Source organism: Micromonospora lacuserhaii (assembly GCF_036902735.1).
Lineage (GTDB): Bacteria > Actinomycetota > Actinomycetes > Mycobacteriales > Micromonosporaceae > Micromonospora.
Window position 1 is genome coordinate 141811 of sequence record NZ_JBAKHO010000009.1, and the last position, 20123, is coordinate 161933.

Annotated in this window: 19 protein-coding genes; 10 read left to right on the forward strand and 9 right to left on the reverse strand. The window is 75.1% G+C overall.

Features of this window, described 5'->3' with window-relative positions:
* On the forward strand, positions 1-1227 hold the full coding sequence (locus V6U81_RS09330; RefSeq protein WP_334486741.1) for a hypothetical protein: 1227 nt from the start codon (positions 1-3) through the stop codon (positions 1225-1227).
* A gap of 43 nt (positions 1228-1270) precedes the next feature.
* On the opposite strand, the gene V6U81_RS09335 is transcribed toward V6U81_RS09330, so the two are convergent.
* Together V6U81_RS09335 and V6U81_RS09340 are read right to left on the reverse strand one after the other, a co-directional pair.
* On the reverse strand, positions 1271-2182 hold the full coding sequence (locus tag V6U81_RS09335; RefSeq protein WP_334486744.1) for an NAD(+)/NADH kinase: 912 nt from the start codon (positions 2180-2182) through the stop codon (positions 1271-1273).
* Positions 2179-3285: an SPFH domain-containing protein gene (locus V6U81_RS09340; RefSeq protein WP_334486747.1), complete on the reverse strand. Its 1107-nt coding sequence runs from the start codon at positions 3283-3285 to the stop codon at positions 2179-2181. The genes V6U81_RS09335 and V6U81_RS09340 overlap by 4 nt, the downstream gene beginning before the upstream one ends.
* 76 nt (positions 3286-3361) lie before the next feature.
* On the opposite strand from V6U81_RS09340, the gene V6U81_RS09345 reads away from it, so the two are divergent.
* Positions 3362-4054 carry an NUDIX hydrolase gene (locus V6U81_RS09345; protein WP_334486750.1) on the forward strand — a complete coding sequence of 231 codons (693 nt, stop codon included), beginning with the start codon at positions 3362-3364 and terminating at the stop codon, positions 4052-4054.
* Here V6U81_RS09345 and V6U81_RS09350 read toward each other — a convergent pair.
* Entirely contained in the window at positions 4051-4650 is a 600-nt protein-coding gene (locus V6U81_RS09350) for a phosphatase PAP2 family protein (RefSeq protein ID WP_334486799.1), read from the reverse strand. The genes V6U81_RS09345 and V6U81_RS09350 overlap by 4 nt on opposite strands.
* A 192-nt stretch (positions 4651-4842) precedes the next feature.
* The gene (locus tag V6U81_RS09355; RefSeq protein ID WP_334486754.1) at positions 4843-5601 is read right to left on the reverse strand and encodes a hypothetical protein; all 759 of its coding nucleotides are present in this window, start codon (positions 5599-5601) and stop codon (positions 4843-4845) included.
* Positions 5602-6091: 490 nt separating this feature from the next.
* Between V6U81_RS09355 and pdhA the strand changes: the two genes are divergently transcribed.
* From pdhA to V6U81_RS09385, 6 genes are all read left to right on the forward strand, one after another.
* On the forward strand, positions 6092-7270 hold the full coding sequence (pdhA, locus tag V6U81_RS09360; RefSeq protein WP_334486757.1) for a pyruvate dehydrogenase (acetyl-transferring) E1 component subunit alpha: 1179 nt from the start codon (positions 6092-6094) through the stop codon (positions 7268-7270).
* A complete protein-coding gene (locus V6U81_RS09365) occupies positions 7270-8259 on the forward strand; it encodes an alpha-ketoacid dehydrogenase subunit beta (protein ID WP_334486760.1) in 990 nt (329 codons plus the stop codon). The genes pdhA and V6U81_RS09365 overlap by 1 nt, the downstream gene beginning before the upstream one ends.
* A gap of 5 nt (positions 8260-8264) precedes the next feature.
* Positions 8265-9719: a dihydrolipoamide acetyltransferase family protein gene (locus tag V6U81_RS09370; RefSeq protein WP_334486802.1), complete on the forward strand. Its 1455-nt coding sequence runs from the start codon at positions 8265-8267 to the stop codon at positions 9717-9719.
* Between the two features lie 221 nt (positions 9720-9940).
* Positions 9941-10078 carry a hypothetical protein gene (locus V6U81_RS09375; protein ID WP_334486763.1) on the forward strand — a complete coding sequence of 46 codons (138 nt, stop codon included), beginning with the start codon at positions 9941-9943 and terminating at the stop codon, positions 10076-10078.
* 339 nt (positions 10079-10417) lie between these two features.
* A complete protein-coding gene (locus V6U81_RS09380; RefSeq protein WP_334486766.1) occupies positions 10418-13477 on the forward strand; it encodes a hypothetical protein in 3060 nt (1019 codons plus the stop codon).
* A 109-nt stretch (positions 13478-13586) separates the two neighbouring features.
* Positions 13587-15419 carry an NHL domain-containing thioredoxin family protein gene (locus V6U81_RS09385; protein WP_334486769.1) on the forward strand — a complete coding sequence of 611 codons (1833 nt, stop codon included), beginning with the start codon at positions 13587-13589 and terminating at the stop codon, positions 15417-15419.
* Between the two features lie 218 nt (positions 15420-15637).
* On the opposite strand, the gene V6U81_RS09390 is transcribed toward V6U81_RS09385, so the two are convergent.
* Genes V6U81_RS09390 through V6U81_RS09400 form a run of 3 tightly spaced genes read right to left on the reverse strand, consistent with a single transcriptional unit; the run spans position 15638 to position 17857 of the window.
* Positions 15638-16387, reverse strand: a complete 750-nt coding sequence (locus tag V6U81_RS09390) for a LamB/YcsF family protein (protein ID WP_334486772.1) — start codon at positions 16385-16387, stop codon at positions 15638-15640.
* Entirely contained in the window at positions 16371-17345 is a 975-nt protein-coding gene (locus tag V6U81_RS09395) for a 5-oxoprolinase subunit C family protein (RefSeq protein ID WP_420884003.1), read from the reverse strand. The genes V6U81_RS09390 and V6U81_RS09395 overlap by 17 nt, the downstream gene beginning before the upstream one ends.
* On the reverse strand, positions 17231-17857 hold the full coding sequence (locus tag V6U81_RS09400) for a 5-oxoprolinase subunit B family protein (protein WP_334486775.1): 627 nt from the start codon (positions 17855-17857) through the stop codon (positions 17231-17233). The genes V6U81_RS09395 and V6U81_RS09400 overlap by 115 nt, the downstream gene beginning before the upstream one ends.
* A gap of 107 nt (positions 17858-17964) precedes the next feature.
* Here V6U81_RS09400 and trhA point away from each other — a divergent pair, with 107 nt between their 5' ends.
* Positions 17965-18642 carry a PAQR family membrane homeostasis protein TrhA gene (gene trhA, locus V6U81_RS09405; protein ID WP_334486777.1) on the forward strand — a complete coding sequence of 226 codons (678 nt, stop codon included), beginning with the start codon at positions 17965-17967 and terminating at the stop codon, positions 18640-18642.
* Positions 18643-18700: 58 nt separating this feature from the next.
* Here trhA and V6U81_RS09410 read toward each other — a convergent pair whose 3' ends face one another.
* Entirely contained in the window at positions 18701-18991 is a 291-nt protein-coding gene (locus V6U81_RS09410) for a DUF6458 family protein (RefSeq protein WP_334486780.1), read from the reverse strand.
* A 111-nt stretch (positions 18992-19102) separates the two neighbouring features.
* Here V6U81_RS09410 and V6U81_RS09415 point away from each other — a divergent pair, with 111 nt between their 5' ends.
* A complete protein-coding gene (locus V6U81_RS09415; protein WP_334486783.1) occupies positions 19103-19642 on the forward strand; it encodes a SixA phosphatase family protein in 540 nt (179 codons plus the stop codon).
* Positions 19643-19659: 17 nt separating this feature from the next.
* Here the strand turns inward: V6U81_RS09415 and V6U81_RS09420 are convergent, their stop codons facing one another.
* Positions 19660-19929 carry a DUF6458 family protein gene (locus V6U81_RS09420; protein ID WP_067300694.1) on the reverse strand — a complete coding sequence of 90 codons (270 nt, stop codon included), beginning with the start codon at positions 19927-19929 and terminating at the stop codon, positions 19660-19662.
* Between the last annotated feature and the right edge of the window lie 194 nt (positions 19930-20123).

Consider the following 20123-nt stretch of genomic DNA (forward strand, 5'->3'; position numbering starts at 1 on the left):
ATGGCCACGCCACAGACCCCCTACGACGCGGTGCTCCAGGCCGCACGCGACGTGACCAGGCTGGACACCGCGCTCGACGCGGAGATGCTCGGCACCGCGCTGCTCGGCAGCGTCTACGCGATCGCGGAGACGGACCGGGAAACCGCGGTGCGCGAGTTCGTCTCCGGGTTCCTGGCCGCCACGTCGCGCCGCCGCACGGCCGCCGCGACCACCATCCGCTCGGTCTTCGCCGCACTGGTGCCGGACGCCGAGGGCGCGGCGAAGGTCCGCCCGGGCGCCCAGGCGCCCGCCTGGACCGGCCAGCTCGGTCGGGTCCACCTCACCGGCGTCTGGTCCTACGGCGACGTGTACGGCGACCAGACCTCCTACCTGGCCACCTTCGCCTACGACGACGCCACCGGCGGCCCGGAGCACGCCCTGGTCGCGCTCGTCGACCACAACATCGGCATCACCAAGGACGTCTTCGTCGGCGGTCCCGCCGAGCGGATCCTTGAGCAGGTCCGGCAGATGTGCGCCGCCGACGACCTGACCTGGTTCCGGGAGGAGGACCCGGCCCGGATGCACGGCGAGGTGAGCCGGCACCTGGCGGTCACCGACGATCTGGGCGAGCTGCCCGCCGAGGGCTCGCTCGCCACCGACCGGGCGCTGGTGGGTGCCCGGCTGGCGCTGCTGCCCGGTGCGCCCGCCGACACCACGAGCTGGGACGCCGAGCCGCTCGGCGGCGACGAGCGCACCGAACTGGTCCGCGCCTTCCTCGCCTCGCCGGAGGCCGCCCGCTTCGGGCTGGCCCAGCTGGATGACGACGCGGAGCTGGCCTCGCTGCACTTCTGCCTCAGCCTGCTCTTCGACCACGCGGCGAGCTTCCCGGACGCCGACCCGATGCGGTGGAGCCCGGCGGTGGCCGGCCTGTTCCTGCTGGACTGGGTGCACCGGCGCGCCGTGCTGGACATGGACGACGCCGCGATGCTGCCCCGGGTGCTGCGCGCCTGGGCGGCGTACGCGGCCCGGCGGCGGGGGCTGCCGGAGCGGGCCGGCCGGCAGACCGACGAGGCGATCGAGGAGCTGGTGCCGGAGTTCGCGCGGCTCTACAGCACCGGTGAGCGGCGCAGCCCGGCGACCGCGGCGGTCGCTCAGCTGATGGCGGACGGGGTGGACCCGGACGACCCGGCGGCACTGGACGCCTGGATCGAGGCGAACCGGCAGCGCCTGGGCGACGACACCCCCTGATCCGTCGGCGCCGGTCGCGCTCCCGGGCCGGGGCCGATCCGGGTCACGGCTCGACCAGGGTGAGCCGGCCGGGGGCGACGCCGACGCGTACCCGCTGCCCCCAGCGCAGCGCGATCCGGTCGGTCTCCAGGCCGTCGGCGAAGACCACCAGGCCGTCGGACTCGGCGGTCAGTTCGAGGGTGTCGGCGGCGGCCAGCCGCCCGGCCACCAGGTCCGCGCCGGTGACCGGGGAGGGCCACGCCTCCCGGACGTACCAGCAGAGCGCCTCCTCCTCCGGGACGGGCGGGTGCGGCGCGCCCGGACGGTTGCGCGCGATGGACGCGCACCAGCCGGTCGCCCCCGTACCGCTGCCCACCACCACCCCGGAGGAGGAGTGCCGTTCCCGCCGGGTCCGCCCGCCGTCGGCCACGGCGAGCAGGTAGCGGGCGGACTGGTGGGAGCTGTGGCCGACGTACACCTCGTTGAGGCCGACCAGCTCCTGCCCGTCGTCGAGGGCGGCACGGACCATGGCCCGCCGGCGGACCGGCGCCGCCCCGGCGACGGTCGCCGGAAGCAGCGCCGCCACCTGATCGGCGGTCCAGCGGACCAGCACCCCCGCGTTGCGGCCCGGTTCCGGGTCGACCCCGATCACCGGCTGCCCGGCCAGGTACTTGGCCACGTTGGCGACCAGCCCGTCCGGCCCGACGGCGACCACCACGTCCTCCGGCCCGAAGAGGAACCGGGGCAGGTCGTCGCGGTCCACGGTGCCGCGCCGCCAGTCGGCCGGCACGGCGGCCGCGACGGTGGTCAGCGCCGCCTGGAGGGCGTCGTGCCGGGCCACCACCTCGCTCAGGTCCCGACCCCGCTCGCGCAGGTACCACCCGGCGGCGGCCCGGGTGCCGTGCCGGCCCAGCAGTTCCTCCAGCTCGCTGCGGCGGCGTACCACGACGACCCGGGGGTGCAGGGTCGCGCTCACCGGTCGGCGGCGGTCGACCCGGCCAGCCGGCCGACCAGGTCGGTGAGCAGGTCCGGGGTGACGGTGAGCTGGCCGATCTGCGGAAGCTGGCCGGCCAGGTCGCGGACGGTCAGCGCCCGCAGCACCGCGGGCGGCAGTTCGGCGTACGCGGCCAGCTTGGCCGCCTCCGCCTCGGCCTCGGCGGCGCCGACGGCGCGTACCGTGTCGGCTTTGGCGGCGGCGAGCACCCGCTCCTTGTCGGCGGTGCCGGCGGCGAGCAGGCGGTCCTTCTCCGCCTCGGCGGTGGCGAGCACCCGGGCCCGTTCGGCGGCGGCCGCGTTGGCGACCTTCTCCCGCTCGGCCTTGCCCTGGGCGGTGGCCAGCTCGGCGGAGGCGTCCAGCTCGGCCCGGCGGCGGGTGTTGGCGCCGTGCTGTTCGACGAGCTGCTGCTCGCGGCGGGCCAGCTCGATCTTGTTCTGGAGCTCGTTCTCCGCGATGGTGCGTTCCTGCTCGACGGCCTGCGCCCGGCGGGCGTAGGTGGCCCGGTCGGCCTGCACCTGGACCGCCTCCCGGGTGGGTGTCTGCAGGGCCCGTTCCAGCTCGGGCTCGGGCCGGATCGCCACCACCCGGGCGCTGACCACGGCGACGCCGATGTCGGCCAGCCGGGGCTCGGCGCCGAGCGCGGCGGAGACCGCCTCGCGGACCGGGGAGACCGTGGTGAGCGCCTCGGCGAGGGGCACCCGGGCGAGCAGGTCGAGGGCGGGCTGCTGGGCCAGCTCGGCGAGGAGCGTGGCGACCTGGTCGAGCGGGCGGGACCGGGCCTTGCCGGTGCGCGGGTCGATCGAGAAGTCGAGCCGGCCGGCGGCGAGCGCCGGGTCGGCCACCCGGTAGGTCACGGTGGCCTGGACGGTGATGTCGGCGAAGTCGCCGGTACGGGCGTGGAAGAGCAGCGGCAGCTCCCGGTCGTCCACCGGGACCTCGCTGAGCACGGCGGTGAGCGGCCGGTACCAGAAGGACTGCCCGATCCCCTCCCGGCGGACCCGCCCGCCCACGTGCAGCCGTACCCAGTTGGTCGGTGTCCCGCGCAGGTGGCGCAGGAAGAACCGCCTCGTCACATCGGCCATGGTTGTCACCCTCCCCTTTTTCGTCCAGCCGACGATAAACGCTCTGCTAGGTTATCGTCAAGGTGGTGATAAAGAGATGACGGAGTACCCGGCGTTCGCGGTGACGGTCGACCTGGTGGTGCTCACCGTGCGGTCCGACGCCCTGCACCTGCTGCTGGTCCGTCGGGGCATCCCCCCGTACCAGGGGCGCTGGGCGCTGCCCGGCGGCTTCGTCCACATCGACGAGGACCTGCCCGACGCCGCCGTCCGCGAGCTGACCGAGGAGACCGGGCTGCCCGAGCCAGCCGGCCACCTGGAACAGCTCGGCACGTACGGCCGGCCGGACCGCGACCCGCGCGGCCGGGTGGTCACGGTGGCCTGGCTGGCGCTCCTGCCCGACCTGCCCACGCCGGTGGCCGGCACCGACGCCGCCTCGGCCGACTGGCTGCCGGTCGCCCGGCTCGCCCCCGGCCAGCTCGCCTTCGACCACGACCGGATCGTGGCCGACGGCCTGGAACGCGCCCGCGCCAAGCTGGAGTACACCCCGCTGGCCACCGCGTTCTGCCCGCCCGAGTTCACCGTCGCCCAGCTCCGCGCGGTCTACGAGACGGTCTGGGGTGTCAGGCTCGACCCGCGCAACTTCCACCGCAAGGTGACCGGCACCCCGGGCTTCGTGGTGCCGGCCGGCCGCGCCACCGAGGGCGAGCGCGGCCGCCCGGCGCAGCTCTTCCGGCGCGGACCGGCCACCCTGCTGCACCCGCCGATGCTCCGGCCCGGGGAGCCGGCCTAGCCGAGGGCGGTGAAGACCACCCCGGCGACCAGGCCGCCCACCGCGCCGCCGACGACCACCTGCGCCACCGTGTGGTCGCGCAGCCGCACCCGGGACCAGCCGACCACGGGCAGCAGCGGCGCGACGACCAGCAGCCGCGGGCCGAAGGTCAGCGCCAGCACCACCACCGTGCCGGTCGCCACCGCGGAGTGGATCGACATCTTCCACCAGTGGCTGACCGTCACGGCCACCACCAGGCCGACCACCCCGGCCGCGACCAGGGCCAGCACCGGGCGCGGGGCGCCGAGCGCGGCGAGCAGCGCCAGGCCGGCGGCCGCCGAGGCGAGACCGAAGAGCAGGGGTACCCGCCGCTGCTCACGGAGCCCGACGTGATGGTCGGTCAGGCGCCCGCGCCGGACCGAGCCGACGATGTACGCGAACGGGATGCCGCTGGCGAAGACGGTGGCGAGCAACCCCCACGCCAGCCCGTGCGGGCCACCGGCGCCGTGCCAGGCGACCGCGACGGTGAGCGCGGTGACCAGCACGGCGGGCGCGGTCACCTCGGTGACCAGCCGGGCCAGCCGGGTCGCCGGTCCGGGCGGGACGAGCGGGCGGATGCCGCCACGGTCACCGCCGCCGTCGATCGTGTCCAGCGCCCCGTCCCCGATCCGTCCCCACCGAGCCGTCAGCGCCGACGGACGACCCGGAGTCCCGGCGGCGTACGACCGCGTGGCCCCGGCCGGCACGTCGGGCCGGTCAGCCGGCGTCGCCCGTCACCGTACCGTCCGGAGTGGGCCCGTCGTGGCGGGTCACACCGGCCGGGTGGGGATGGTGGTGGCGGTGGCCCGGGGGCTCGCGCTCGGGACCAGGGTGACCGTCACGGTGGGACCGGGCGTGGGATCGGCCGGCGGGGCGGTCGGCGATCGGGTCGGCACGGGACGGTTCGGCAGCGGGGCCGGGCCCGGTCGGCGGGCCGGGGCGGGCGGGTCCGTCGGCGTGGGCTCGGGCGGGTCCGTCGGCGTGGGTTCGGGCGGAATCGTCGGCGGGGGTTCGGGCGGGTTGGTCGGCGTGGGATCAGGCGAGGACGTCGGCGTGGGGCTGGGCGAGGTCGTCGGCGGCGGGGCGGGGACGCGCTGCCGGGCCGCCCCCGGCTCACCGGGACGCGGGGGCACCGGGGCGGCCACGGGCAGCGGCTGGAACGGGGTGCCGGGCGGCAGCAGGTCGCCGTCGCCCGGCTGCCGGGGCACGGGTGCCTCCGGGCCGGTCGGCGAAAGCGCCGGCTGACCGGTGGCGGGCACCGTCACGATCACCGGTCCGACGGAGGGGGTGGGCAGGAACGGGGTACGCCCGTCGGGCAGCGCGCTGCCCACGGTGGCCGAGCCGGCGCTGATGGCGGCGAGGATCGGCATCGACGCCGTGCCGGCGAGCAGGGCGACGGTGAACAGGTAGCCCCGGCCGGGGCCGTCCGAGCCGGGAGCCCGGTGCGAGCCGATCACCCGCCGGTACGCGGGGCCGGGCAGATGCCGGCCGAGCAGCGGAGCGACGGGACCCTCGGCTGTCTCGGACACGCACACTCCTCGTCGTCGGGACGGACGTCGGCCAACCTCGCTCGATAACCAGACAAAGGCCTCTAACGCCCTCAATCTGACCTCAGCCAGCTTGAACCAGTGACGCTCAGTTCACCAGGGAGCACAGCGTGTCGACACACAAAATGTGCGTCACGGTGAATCTTCCAAGCGACAAATCCCTCAATGCGTCGCGAAGCAGACGGAACCACCCGGGGAGAGGAGGCCATACTGTGGGCCCGCTCACCTCCTCTGCAATCATTCAGGCACGACGGCAAAGCAGCCGCACCTCCGCGCACCCCGCGGCAGGCGTGGTTGGGCGCCGGCGCTCCCGATCCGGGTTCGCCCCACGAATCCGGCTCAGGTCGCGCGGCAACCCTCACCAGGGCTAGGCGCGGCCGCCACGGACCAGCCCGGCACCGGCCGGGCTGGCGCACCATTTGCGCGGACCGGTCACCCCCGGCGCCGGCGCAGAGACGACAGGGAGAGACGGATGGCAAAGGGCGACCCCGCGGTCACCAGCCGCGGTCGGCGGGCCGCACCGCGGTCCAAGAGCACCGCCCCGGCGGGCGAGCCGGAACTCGTACAGCTGCTCACCGCCGACGGTGAGCGGATCGAGAGCGCGACCGGCCCCGACGGGACCGAGTACCGCGTGGACTTCACCGACGAGGAGTACCGCGGGCTGTACCGCGACCTCGTGCTGGTCCGCAAGCTGGACGCCGAGGCCACTGCGCTGCAGCGCCAGGGCGAGCTGGGCCTCTGGGCCAGCCTGCTCGGCCAGGAGGCGGCACAGGTCGGCTCCGGGCGCGCGCTGCGTACCCAGGACATGGCCTTCCCGACCTACCGGGAGCACGGCGTCCTCTACTGCCGGGGCATCGACCCGATCATGCCGCTCGGCCTGTTCCGCGGCGTCGACCAGGGCGGCTGGGACCCGAACGAGTTCAAGTTCAACATGTACACGATCGTGATCGGGGCGCAGACCCTGCACGCGACCGGCTACGCCATGGGCGTCCACATGGACGGCAAGACCGGCACCGAGGACGGCGAGGCGGTGATCGCCTACTTCGGCGACGGCGCCACCAGCCAGGGCGACGTCAACGAGGCGTTCGTCTGGGCGAGCGTCTTCAACGCCCCGCTGGTGTTCTTCTGCCAGAACAACCAGTACGCGATCTCCGAGCCGCTCGAGCGGCAGACCCGCGTTCCGCTCTACCAGCGCGCCGGCGGCTTCGGCTTCCCCGGCGTCCGGGTGGACGGCAACGACGTGCTCGCGTCGTACGCGGTGACCCGGCACGCGCTGGACAACGCCCGGCTCGGCCAGGGCCCCAGCCTGATCGAGGCGTACACCTACCGGATGGGGGCGCACACCACCTCCGACGACCCGACCCGCTACCGGATCGCCAGCGAGGTCGAGGCCTGGCAGGCCAAGGACCCGATCGCCCGGATGAAGGCGTTCCTGACCAAGCAGCAGATCGCCGACGCGGACTTCTTCGCGTCCGTCGACGAGCAGGCCCGCACCGAGTCGGTGCACCTGCGCGAGCGGGTGCTCGCCATGCCCAACCCGGAGCCGGTGACGATGTTCGACCACGTCTACCCCAACGGGTCCCCCGAGCTCGACGAGCAGCGGGCGAAGTTCAGCAAGTACATGGAGTCGTTCGAGGGGAGCGCCCACTGATGGCCACGGAGACGCTCACCCTCGGCAAGGCCCTCAACACCGGTCTGCGCAAGGCCCTGGAGAACGACCCGAAGGTCGTCATCATGGGCGAGGACGTCGGCAAGCTCGGCGGCGTCTTCCGGATCACCGACGGGCTCCAGAAGGACTTCGGCGACCAGCGGGTGATCGACACCCCGCTGGCCGAGTCCGGCATCATCGGCACCGCGGTCGGCCTGGCCATCCGCGGCTTCCGCCCGGTCTGCGAGATCCAGTTCGACGGCTTCGTCTACCCCGCGTACGACCAGATCGTGTCGCAGGTGGCGAAGATGCACTACCGCTCGCAGGGCAAGGTCCGGATCCCGATGGTCATCCGGATCCCCTACGGCGGTGGCATCGGCGCCGTCGAGCACCACTCCGAGTCGCCCGAGGCGTACTTCGCGCACACCGCCGGCCTCAAGGTCGTCACCTGCGCGAACCCGCAGGACGCGTACACGATGATCCAGCAGGCCATCGCCTCGGACGACCCGATCGTCTTCCTGGAGCCGAAGCGGCGCTACTGGGAGAAGGGCCAGGTCGAGCTGGACGCCCCGCTGGACGCGGCGTACCCGCTGCACTCGGCCCGGGTGGCCCGGCCGGGCGCCGACGCCACCGTGCTGGCGTACGGTCCGATGGTGCGGACCTGCCTGGACGCGGCCACCGCCGCCGCCGAGGACGGTCGGGAGCTGGAGGTCATCGACCTGCGCACGCTCTCCCCGCTGGACCTGACCGCCGCGTACGAGTCGGTGAAGCGCACCGGCCGCTGCGTGGTCGTCCACGAGGCCCCGGGCAACCTGGGCCTGGGCTCGGAGATCGCGGCCCGGATCACCGAGGAGTGCTTCTACTCCCTGGAGTCCCCGGTGCTGCGCGTCACCGGCTTCGACACCCCCTACCCGGCCTCCCGGGTGGAGGAGGAGTACCTGCCGGACCTCGACCGGGTGCTCGACGCCGTCGACCGCACCTTCGGCTGGTGAGCGGCATGTCACGGATCAAGGAGTTCAACCTCCCCGACCTGGGTGAGGGCCTGACCGAGGGCGAGATCCTCGCCTGGCTGGTCAAGGTGGGCGACGTCATCGAGCTGAACCAGCCGATCGTCGAGGTGGAGACGGCGAAGGCGGCCGTCGAGATCCCGGCGAAGTGGGCCGGTCAGGTGCAGGCGATCTTCCAGCCGGAGGGCACCACGGTCGAGGTCGGTACGCCGATCATCGCGATCGACACCGACCCGGGCGCCGGCCCGATCGAGGAGTCGACGACCGGCGCGCCGGCGTCGGCGCTGCCCACCCCGTCGGCGGCGTCGCTGGCCGCGGTCGAGGTGGCCCCGGCCGAGGGCGCGATCGAGCCGGGCCTGATCGGTGGGCCCGCCCCGGGTGGGCGTACCGCCGTGCTGGTCGGTTACGGCCCGCGGACCGCGGCGGCGAAGCGGCGCCCGCGCAAGGGCGGCGTGCCGGCCCAGGCACCGGTGACCCCGGCCGCGCCGGTCCAGGCGGCACCGCCTCCGGCGGCGCCCGCTCCGGCGGCGAACGGCACCGGGCGGGCCGGCGGGCTGGTGCTCGCCAAGCCGCCGGTGCGCAAGCTCGCCAAGGACCTCGGCGTCGACCTGGCCACCCTGACCGGCTCGGGCCCGCTGGGCTCGATCACCCGGGAGGACGTACAGCGGGCGGTGGGCACGGCCCCGGCGGCGGCCGAGCCGCTGACGGTCGCGGCGCCGGTCACGGCCGTCGCGAGCTTCGGCGCGGACCGCGAGCAGCGCATCCCGGTCAAGGGGGTACGCAAGCTCACCGCCGAGAACATGTCCCGCTCGGCGTTCACCGCCCCGCACGTGACGGAGTTCCTGACCGTCGACGTGACCCGGGCGATGAAGGCCCTGGACCGGCTGCGCGAGCGGCGGGAGTGGCGCGACGTGCGGGTCTCGCCACTGCTGCTGGTCGCGAAGGCCGTGCTGCTGGCGGTCAGGCGGCACCCGATGGTCAACTCGACCTGGGCCGGCGACGAGATCGTGGTCAAGGACTACGTCAATCTGGGCATCGCGGCGGCCACCGAGCGTGGCCTGATCGTGCCGAACATCAAGGACGCCGGCCGGCTCTCGCTGCGTGAGCTGGCGGACGCGATGACGGGCCTGGTGCAGACGGCGAAGGCGGGGAAGACCTCCCCGGCCGACATGTCCGGCGGCACGCTGACGATCACCAACGTCGGGGTCTTCGGCGTCGACACCGGTACGCCGATCCTGCCCCCGGGCGAGTCGGCGATCCTGGCCTTCGGTGCGGTCCGGGAGATGCCCTGGGTGCACAAGGGCAAGGTCAAGCCGCGCCAGGTCACCACGCTGGGCCTGTCGTTCGACCACCGGATCATCGACGGGGAGCTGGGTTCGAGGTTCCTGCGCGACATCGGCGACTTCCTCGCCGACCCCGAGGCGGCGCTGCTCGCCTGGACCTGACGGTCCACCGCACCCGCTACGGCCGGTGTGCACGGGTTCACGCCCGGCACGCCGGCCGTAGTCCGTTCGGACGATCGAAACCTTCGGTTCAGAACCCCGTTGACCTACGATCCTTAGGTCCGTGGTTCAGCTCACCTAATAATCGATGGAAGTTGGGCTCGTCTTGCGCTTAAATAGAGACATCAGGGGCTGACAACCGAATAGCCGGAGGAGAGACCACCATGAGCATGATCGAGCGAATCCGCACCCGCCGCGACGCCAACCGCCGCGCCCGCGCCATCGAGCACGCGCTGCGTTCCGCCAACTCGCCGGCGGTCCGCGAGGAGATCCTCGCGATCGCCCAGCGTCGCATGGGCTGATGCCAACCGACTTTCCTCCTCTCCTCCAGATCGACGACCCGCCCGGGCACCGGGCGGGTCGTCGGCGTTTCAGGGCTCCGAGACCGGGATTCCACCTCGACCCGACGCCCGGTACGGTGGGGCACGGTCGCCACCCGTCGACCCGCGACGCGATCGGCCGGATGACGGCCGATCGACACCGTCCGGCGACGCGGAGTGACGGCCGGTGCTCCCCGGTAGCCACCCGCGCGCACCGGATACGGTGCGGGGAGCCACGGCCGATCCGCCGGAGCGTTCGGCGACCCAGCCGACCGGACCGGACGGCGTCGGCGGCCGACATGTGATGGAGGAGGCGCACCCATGACGTCCGAGGGACCGCACCGCCCCGGCCAGGAGCCGGACGAGGTGCCGCCGGGCGCCGGTGGACCGGCGCCGTATGGCGACCGACAGCCGCAGCAGGACACCGGGTACGGCGCCGCCGCCCCGGACCTCGGCTGGGCGCCACCGCCCCCCACCGGCCGACCGAACCCGCCCGCCCCCGCCTGGGGCGCGGCCCCCGACCAGCCCGCGACCTGGGGCGCCGCGCCGGTGCCACCGCAGGGCGAGCCGGCGCAGCCCGGCCAGTGGGGGACGCCGAGCGGCCCGCCGCAGCCCGCCTGGGCAGCGCAGGCCGACCGGCCCGCCAACGCCTGGGCCGCCGCTGCGGGGCCCTCCGCCGCACCGGGCGAACCGGCCCAGCCCGGCTGGGCGCAGGCCGAGCCGGCCGCCCCGGCGTGGGCGCAGCCCGAGGCCGGTGCCCGTGGTGCCGCCCGGGTGCCGCAGCCCGACGCCGCGCCGGCCGACAACGGCTGGCCCGCGCCGGCCGATCCGGCCACCTCCGGCGGTTGGACCCCGGCGCAGCCGGAGCAGGCCGCCGGCACCAACGGTTGGGGCACCGCCACCGCCACCGCCCCGCACGAAGCCGACGCCGAACGCTCCGGCGGTTGGCACTCGGCCCCGCAGGACGGTGCCACGAACAACGGCGGCTGGCCGAACTCCACCCAGGACGACCCGGCCCACTCCGGCGGCTGGGACACCGGCGCCGCCGGGCAGGAGCAGAACGACGCCGCCCGCCACGGCGGTTGGCAGGCCGGCGGCCAGCAGGATCCGGCCGCCTCGGGCGGCTGGCACGCCGCCGAGCAGGACGACCCGGCCCGCTCGGGCGGCTGGAACGCCGCCGCACCCTCCACCCAGGACGAGGCCCCCCGCAGCGCCGGCCGCGCATCGGTGCCGGTGCCGCAGCAGTCGGAGCCGGCACCCGGGTGGGCGCAGCCCGACATTGGCGCGCGCGGCGCGGCGAAGGTCCCCCAGGCCGACGCTCCCGTGCCCAACGGCTGGTCCACTGAGGACGACCCGGCCCGCTCCGGCGGCTGGTCCGCCGGGGCACCGTCCGCCGAGGACGGTGCCGCCCGGTCCGGTGGCTGGGCGGCCGCCCAGCAGGACGACCCAGCCCGCTCCGGCGGCTGGCCCGCCGGCCAGCAGGACGAGGCCGCCCGCTCCGGCGGCTGGCCCGCCGAGCAGCAGGACGACCGCCCGCAGCAGCCGTGGGCCGCCGCGGAGGAGTCGGCGCCGTCCCGCTGGGACGCGCCCGAGCAGCAGCAGGCCCCGGAGGCCTGGGGCGCCGGCGCGGCCCGGGACGACCAGCGCGACGACGCCCAGCAGGGCCAGGAATGGCCGGCCGCGCCGCGTGCCGGGGCCTGGGGCGCGGCTGCCGTACCGCCGCAGGAGGAGCGTCCGGAGCAGGGCAACTGGACGCCGCCGGAGCAGCCCGCCCGGGCGACCGCGTCCGTCGCCACCCCCGACGGGCCGCCCGCCTGGGGCAGCACCACCGACAACCCGCCGCAGTGGGCCGGCGCCGAGCGGCCGGCCGTACCGGACGCCCAGCCGTGGTCGGCCGACGAGGCGTGGGGCCGTGCCGGGGCGGAGCCCGGGCAGCGCCCGGCCGAGGAGGCCTGGGAGCCGCAGCGCTCGGAGGACCAGCCCGCCTACCAGCCGGGGCCGGCCCCCGGCATCTCGCCGGCCAACGCCGTCCCGCTGCCGCCGCAGGAGCAGCGGGTTCCGGGCGCCAGCCTGGCCGCCGCTCCACCGGCCGACTTCGCCCCGCCGGCCGACTTCGCCCCGCCGGCCGACTTCGCCCCGCCGGCCCAGTTCGGCCACTCCGGCGAGCAGGCGGGCTTCGAGCCCCACGGCCGGGACGGTGCCGGCTACGAGCCGGAGCGTCCCGCCGCCGCGGCGGGCTGGGGTCCGGCGGAGGAGCCGGAGTCGCCGGCCGGTCCCGTGGTGCCCGGCCCCCGTGTGTCGCCGGAGTCCGACGGCGCCGGGCGGGCCTCCGTACCGCTGGCCGACGGCGCGGACTCGGCGGCCGGCCGGGCCTCGGCGAGCGCCTCGGTGCCGCTGGCCAGCCGGGTGATGCCCCCGACCGACCAGGCACTGCGACCGGGCGGCACGCCCGCCCCGCAGCCCCGGGTGTACGGCCGGCCCGCCCGCCCCGAGCCGGACGAGCCGGTCGAGGAGCAGCCGGAGCACATCCCGCACCAGCGCCACGACGACCACGACCGGGGTCGCTTCGACGACCAGGACCGGGGCCGCTTCGACGAGCGGCCGGACGCTCCGCACGCCTTCGGCGGCGAGGCGCCCTCCTCTGCCCCACCCGGCTCGCCGGCCGCGCCGCCCGCCTTCCCGGGCGCCATCCCGGCCTTCGCCGACCCGGCGAGCAACAACCGGCCGATGAACGGCACCCGCCCGCACGGCCCGGCCGAACGGCCCGCGGAGCAGTTCGGCGGTCCGGTTGCCGGTGGCCCGCCCGCCGGCGGTGTCCCGGGGTACGGCCACCCGGCCCACGACCCCGCGCACGGCGGTGTCCCGTCGCCGTTCCCGGCCGCCGGCCAGCAGTTCCAGCCTGCGGGCCAGCAGTTCCCGCCGGCCGGTCAGCCCTTCCCCGGTCCGGGCGGTCAGTCCGGTCCGGGCGGGTGGCCGCACGATCCGTCGCCCGAGTCGGACCAGGGACGCTTCGACGCGTTCAAGCCGGACGCCGAACCGAAGGCCGAGCAGCCGGTGCCGAAGGTCCGCAACGGCAGGGTGCTCGCCATCGTGCTGGTTGCGGCGGTGCTGATCCTGGCCGTGCCGCTCGGTCTGCTCAGCCTGCTCGGCATGGTCGGCGGGGACGACGAGCCGGCCGCGTTCAACCCGGCCGTCGGCTCCTGCGTCAAGCAGTCCGGCAACGGGGCGAGCGCGGCGAACTGCGATGAGCAGGGCGCCTTCACGGTGGTCTCCAAGGTCGACGCCAAGGAGAAGTGCGCAGACCCGGCCCAGCCGCACGTGGTGCTGCCGGGCAGCGGCGCCGACCGGGTGCTCTGCCTGAAGCCGGCAACGGCGAAGTAAGCAGCTCCGACGGCGGGGCCACGGTGATCCGTGGCCCCGCCGTCGCGTGTGATCGACCCCGCGCCGGGTCCCGGCCGGTCGGCCGCCCGCCATCCGGCAGACTGGGGGCATGAGCGCACGAGTACGGGCCCCCGAGCTGCGCGGTCGGGGCTGGCTGAACACCGGTGGGCGGGAACTGAAGCTCGCCGACCTGCGCGGCAAGATCGTCCTGCTGGACTTCTGGACCTTCTGCTGCATCAACTGCCTGCACGTGCTCGACGAGCTGCGCCCGCTCGAGGAGAAGTACGCCGACGTGCTTGTCGTGGTCGGCGTGCACTCGCCGAAGTTCGAGCACGAGAAGGACCCGGACGCGCTGGCCGCGGCCGTCGAGCGGTACGGGGTGCACCACCCGGTGCTGGACGACCCCGAGCTGGACATGTGGCAGCAGTACGCGGCGAAGGCCTGGCCGACCCTGTCGGTGGTCGACCCGGAGGGCTACGTGGTGGCCACCATGGCCGGCGAGGGGCACGCCGAGGGGCTGGCCCGGCTGGTCGACGACCTGATCGCCACGCACGAGGCGAAGGGCACCCTGCACCGCGGCGACGGCCCGTACGTCCCGCCCGCGGAGCCGGAGACGGTGCTGCGCTTCCCCGGCAAGGCCGTGCTGCTCGACAGCGGCAACCTGCTGGTCTCCGACTCGGCCCGGCACTCCCTGGTCGAGCTGGCCCCGGACGGGGAGAAGCTGGTCCGCCGGATCGGCTCCGGCGAGCGGGGTCGCACCGACGGCCCGGCGGAGGCGGCCTCCTTCTCGGAACCGCAGGGGCTCTGCCTGCTCCCCGCGCACGCCGCCGAGGTGGCCGGCTACGACCTGCTGGTCGCGGACACCGTCAACCACCTGCTGCGCGGCGTACGGCTGGCGACCGGCGAGGTGGTGACCGTCGCCGGCACCGGCCGGCAGTGGCGATCGACGGTCGACGACCACGCGCACGACGCGCTCTCGGTCGACCTCTCCTCCCCCTGGGATCTCGCCTGGTACGACGACAAGGTCGTCATCGCGATGGCCGGCATCCACCAACTCTGGTGGTTCGACCCGATCCGGCGGACCGCCGGCATGTACGCGGGTACCACCGTGGAGGCGCTGCGCGACGGCCCGCTGTCCGAGGCGTGGATGGCGCAGCCGTCCGGCCTGTCGGTCTCGGCGGACGGTGCCCGGCTCTGGGTGGCCGACAGTGAGACCAGCGCGATCCGGTACGTGGAGAACGGGGTGCTGGGCACCGCCGTCGGGCAGGGGCTCTTCGACTTCGGCCACGTCGACGGTCCGGCCGACCGGGCGCTGCTCCAGCACCCGCTCGGAGTCTGTGCGCTGCCGGACGGTTCGGTGCTGATCGCGGACACCTACAACGGCGCGGTGCGCCGCTTCGACCCGGATACCAACCAGGTCGGCACGGTGGCCGACGGCCTGGCCGAGCCGAGCGACCTGGTGCTGACCGCCGAGGGCGAGGTGCTCGTGGTCGAGTCGGCCGCGCACCGGCTGACCCGGCTGGCCCCGGGTGCGCTCTCCGCGGCGGGGGCGAGCACGGTCGACGGCCCTCGGCACCGGATGGAGCGCAAGCCGACGGACGTCGCGCCCGGCGAGCTGACCCTGGCCGTCATCTTCACGCCCGCGCCGGGGCAGAAGCTCGACGACACGTACGGCCCGTCCACCCGCCTGATGGTCTCCGCCTCGCCACCGGAGCTGCTGCTGGAGGGGGCCGGCACCACCACCGACCTGTCCCGCCGGCTGGTGATCGACGGTGCGGTGGCCGAGGGCGTGCTCCAGGTGACCGCACAGGCGGCCACCTGTGACGCCGACGTCGAGCACGCCGCCTGCCACCTGACCCGGCAGGACTGGGGTGTCCCGGTGCGGGTGGTGGACGGCGGCGCGAGTCGGGTGCCGCTGGTCCTGCGCGGCATGGACGCCTGACCGGGGCCCGGTTCACCGGGGCGGCGCGCTGGTCAGCGCGCAGTCCCGGACGGGGCCGGTGGCGAGGGCGGCCCGGACCCCGGTCGCCGGTGACCGCCAGCACGGCACGCAGGCAGTCGTCCCGGCCGTGGTGGTAGAAGTCCGCGAACTCCGCCCGTTCTCGCTGCACGTTCCCTTCACGCACCGGCACGGTGATTCATTTACCGGGCGGGCGGATTTCAGGTGAACGGTTTCGGGGTGACGCCGGCGTCGATCAGGGCGGCCCGGACGAGCGCCGCCGAGGCGACCGCGCCCGGGGTGTCGCCGTGCAGGCAGATCGACCCGACCGCGCACGGCACGACGGTGCCGTCGACCGCGACCACGGTGTGTTCGGTGGCCATCCGGACCGCCCGGTTGGCCACCTCCTCCGGGTCGGTGACCAGCGCGCCGAGCGCGGTCCGGGGCACCAGCGTGCCGTTGGGCAGGTAGCCCCGGTCGGCGAAGCCCTCGGCGACCACCCGCAGCCCGGCGCCGACGGCGAGCTGGGCGAGCTTCGACCCGGGCGCGCAGAGGATGGGCAGTTGGTCGTCGTACCCGGCGACGGCGGCGACCAGGGCGGCGGCCTGGGACTCGTCGACGGCCGCGGCGTGGTAGAGCGCGCCGTGCGGCTTGAGGTAGCGGACCCGGGTGCCGAAGAGGCGGCAGAAGCCGTCCAGCGCGCCGAGCTGGTAGGTGGTCTCGTCGCGCAGCTCGGTGAAGGCGTACGCGATGTGCCGGCGGCCGAAGCCGGCGAGGTCCCGGTAGCCGACCTGGGCGCCGACGGCGACCCCGCGTTCGCCGGCTGCGGCGCAGACCCGGCGCATGGTGGACGGGTCCCCGCCGTGGAAGCCGCAGGCGACGTTGGCGGAGGTGACCAGGTCGAGCAGCGCCTCGTCGTCGCCGAGCCGCCAGATGCCGAATCCCTCGCCGAGGTCAGCGTTGAGGTCCATGGAATCTCACCGTAGTCCCTGGCCGGGCCTGCGCGAGCCCGGTCACGTCGTCCACCATCGCGAGGACCGGGTACCCGCCGGTGGTGGGGTGGTCGGCCAGGAAGATCAACGGTTGGCCGTCCGCCGGCACCTGCACCGCGCCGAGCACCACGCCCTCGCTGGGCAGTTCCCCGGCGACCGCGCGGGGCAGCGCCGCGCCGACCAGCCGGGTGCCCACCCGGTTGCTCAGCGGGCTGACCGTGTACGCGGTGGCCAGCAGCGTGTCGAGCGCGCCGGCGGTGAACCAGTCGGCGCGCGGTCCGGGTCGTACGGCCAGCCGCACCTCGCCGGGCACCGGCCGGACGACGGTGACGTCGACCGGCGCGGGCGGCCCGGGCCACGGGCCGAGCGGCAGCAGGTCGCCGTCGCGGACCGGGGGTGGGCCGAGTCCGGAGAGGGTGTCGGTGGCCCGGCTGCCGAGCACCGGCTCGACGGCGATCCCGCCGTCGACGGCGAGCCAGGTGCGCAGCCCGGCGCGGGGCGGGCCGAGCCTCAGCTCCACGCCGGCCGGCACCGGCAGCGGTCGGCCCAGGTCGCCGGGGCGGGTACCGACCCGGACGTCCGCGTCGGCACCGACGAGCGCCACGGTGACCGCCCGGGTGGGGCGCAGCACGCAACCGGTCAGGGTGACCTCCAGGCCGGCGGCGGATTCGGCGTTGCCGACCAGCCGGTTGGCCAGCGCCAGCGCGGCCGGGTCGAGCGCGCCGGACCGGGGCACGCCGAGGTGCGCGTACCCGGGGCGGCCGAGGTCCTGGACGGTGGTGAGCGGGCCGGCCCGGAGCACCTCGAGGAAGCCGGGCCGGCTCACTCGTCGCCCTCGCGGGACACCAGCCGGACCCGGGTGCCGGGGGCCAGCAGGGCGGGCGGGTCGGCGCGCACGTCGAACAGGGTCAGCCCGGTCCGCCCGACCAGCTGCCAGCCGCCCGGCGAGGCGGTGGGATAGATCCCGGCGTACGGGCCGGCGAGGGCCACCGCGCCGGCCGGCACCCGGGGGCGGGGGGTGGCCCGTCGGGGCACCGCGCATTCGGGCGGCAGCCCGGCCAGGTACGCGAACCCGGGCGCGAACCCGCAGAACGCCACCCGGAACTCGGTGCGAGCGAGCCGGTCGACGACCGCCGCCACGTCCGTCCCCCAGTGCCCGGCGACGACGGGCAGGTCCTCTCCGTCGTACACGGCGGGCACCTCGACCGCTCCGGCGGCGACGGTGTGGGTGGTGGCGGGTCGGGGCGTCCAGCGGGCGATCCGCGCGGCGGCCGACCCGGGGTCCGGTACGCCGTCGAGCAGCACGGTCGCCGCGGCCGGGACGATCTCAGCGGCGGTCAGCTCGCCGGCGTCGCGGCGCCGCCACAGCTCGGCCCGCCACGCCTCGACCTGGTCGGGGTCGTCGCAGTCCAGCAGCAGGGCGTGCCGGCCGACGGGTCGGATCCGCATGCCGCCATACTCCCCGATCGATGGCTCCGGCAGGGCCGGTGGACCTGTTCGGGTGGGTGACAAGCCGCACTACTTGCAGGTAACCTACGGTGCCGTAACCTAGGTGCGTGACCACCTCCGCACGGCTTCGACTCAAGCCGGTCGACCTCGGCAAGCCGCGGATGCGCGGCTGGCTGCACACCTACGCGTTCTTCGTCGCCCTGCTGTGCGGCATCGTCCTGTGTTCCGTCGCGGCCACCCGGCCGGGCTGGGCACCGCTGGTCAGCTGCCTGATCTACAGCCTGACCGTCTGCGGCCTCTTCGGCACCAGCGCGCTCTACCACCGGCGGGTGTGGTCGGAGCGGGGCTACCAGATCATGCGCCGGATGGACCATTCGATGATCTTCGTGTTCATCGCCGGCACCTACACGCCGTTCTGCGTCCTGCTGCTCGACCGGCGGCTGGCAACGATCATGCTCAGCCTCGTCTGGGGCGGGGCGCTGGCCGGCGTGGCGGTGAAGATGATCTGGCCGCACGCGCCGCGCTGGGTCTCCGCGCCGCTCTACCTGGCGCTCGGCTGGGTGTCGGTGGCGATGCTGCCGCAGATCCTGCACGAGGGCGGCGTCACCGTCCTGGTGCTGCTCGCGGCCGGCGGGGCGGCCTACAGCGCCGGCGCGGTCTTCTACGCGCTGCGCCGACCCAACCCGTGGCCCACCGTCTTCGGCCACCACGAGTTCTTCCACGCGTGCACGCTGCTCGCCGCGATCTGCCACCACATCGCCATCTACTTCGCGCTCTTCGCCTGAGCGCAGACGGACGCAGGGCCCCGCACCGTTGCGGGGCCCTGCGTCGTACGGGGGTGGATCAGGCCGGGTAACCGGGGCGGCGCACCTCGCGGTACTCCTCCCGGACCACCCGGTCGTCCTGCACCGGGACGACCCGGTCAGCCACGACCCGGTCCTCGCGCACCGGGGTGGCGACGACGGTCCGCCGACGGGTGTTCCAGAAGTAGAGGGTGGTGAGCAGGCCGGCGACGCCGGCGAGCATCAGCACCCAGCCGACCACGTTGAGGTTGAGCCACCCCAGGTCGGCCTCCACGGCGAACGCGAAGATCGCACCCAGCGCGATGAGGAAAATACTGGCACCGATGCCCATGACGTCGCCTCCCTGGCTGTCAGCTGGCGTTTCCACCGCGGCCATCGATGAGCGAGCGGCATCCATCGACTTACCCAGGCGCTCCGATCGTCAATCAGGCAAGCTGGGCAGATGACCGACGCCCATGCCGAGACCAGGACATTGGTGCTGCTCCGGCACGCCAAGGCCGAACAGCCCGCCGGAGGCGATCAGGACCTGGAACGCCGGCTGACCGCGCGGGGGCACGCCGACGCGGCCGCCGCCGGGGCCTGGCTGGCCCGGCACGCGATCCTGCCCGACGTGGTGCTCTGCTCGGCGGCCCGGCGCACCCGGCAGACCTGGCACGACGTGGCCCTGGGCATGACTGGTTCCCCTCCGGAGGGCGGGCCGGCGGGGTCCACCCCGGTGGTGCGCTACGAGACAGCAGCGTACGAGGCGCACCCGGACGACCTGCTGGCGCTGGTCCGGACGGTCGACGCGACGCCTCGCACGGTGCTGCTGGTCGCCCACAACCCGGGCATCTCGCTGCTGTCCGCCCTGCTCGACCCGGAGCGGGCGGACCCGGACGGGCTGCGCACCACCGACCTGGTGGTGCACCGCCTCGGGGTGCCGTGGGCGGAACTGGCGGCGGGCGGCGCGCCGATCGTCGATCGGCACACCGCCCGGGGCTGACCGCCGCCGCCCGAGGATCAGGAGGGTGGTGCGGTGGGCGGCGGCGGGTCCGGCGGCGGGGGCATCATCGCGGTCGGGTGGGAGAGCCGGTTCTCCTCGACGATCAGCGTGCGGGCCCGCTTGCGCCGGTCCTGCCAGAACCAGAGCGTGGTGAGCAGGACGGCGAGGCCGGCCAGGATGAAGACCCAGCCGACCGCGCGCAGGTCGATCCACCAGACGTTGGCCCGGATGGCGAAGGTCATGATCGCGCCCAGCGCGATGAGAAAGATGCCACTACCAATGCCCATGTGCGCTGCACTCCCCCGTGCGGTGGCCCTTGGGCGTGCCCTGACGTGGTCCGCGACGGTTACCCGTCAGGCGGCCCGCCTACCCGGCCGAGCGCGGCGGATATACGACGGCGGCCGGCGAGCTTGCGCCCGACGGTCTGGTGCGTGGCCGCCTGCCGTTCCTCGGCGGTGCGGCTGGGGTCGGTCTTCAGCAC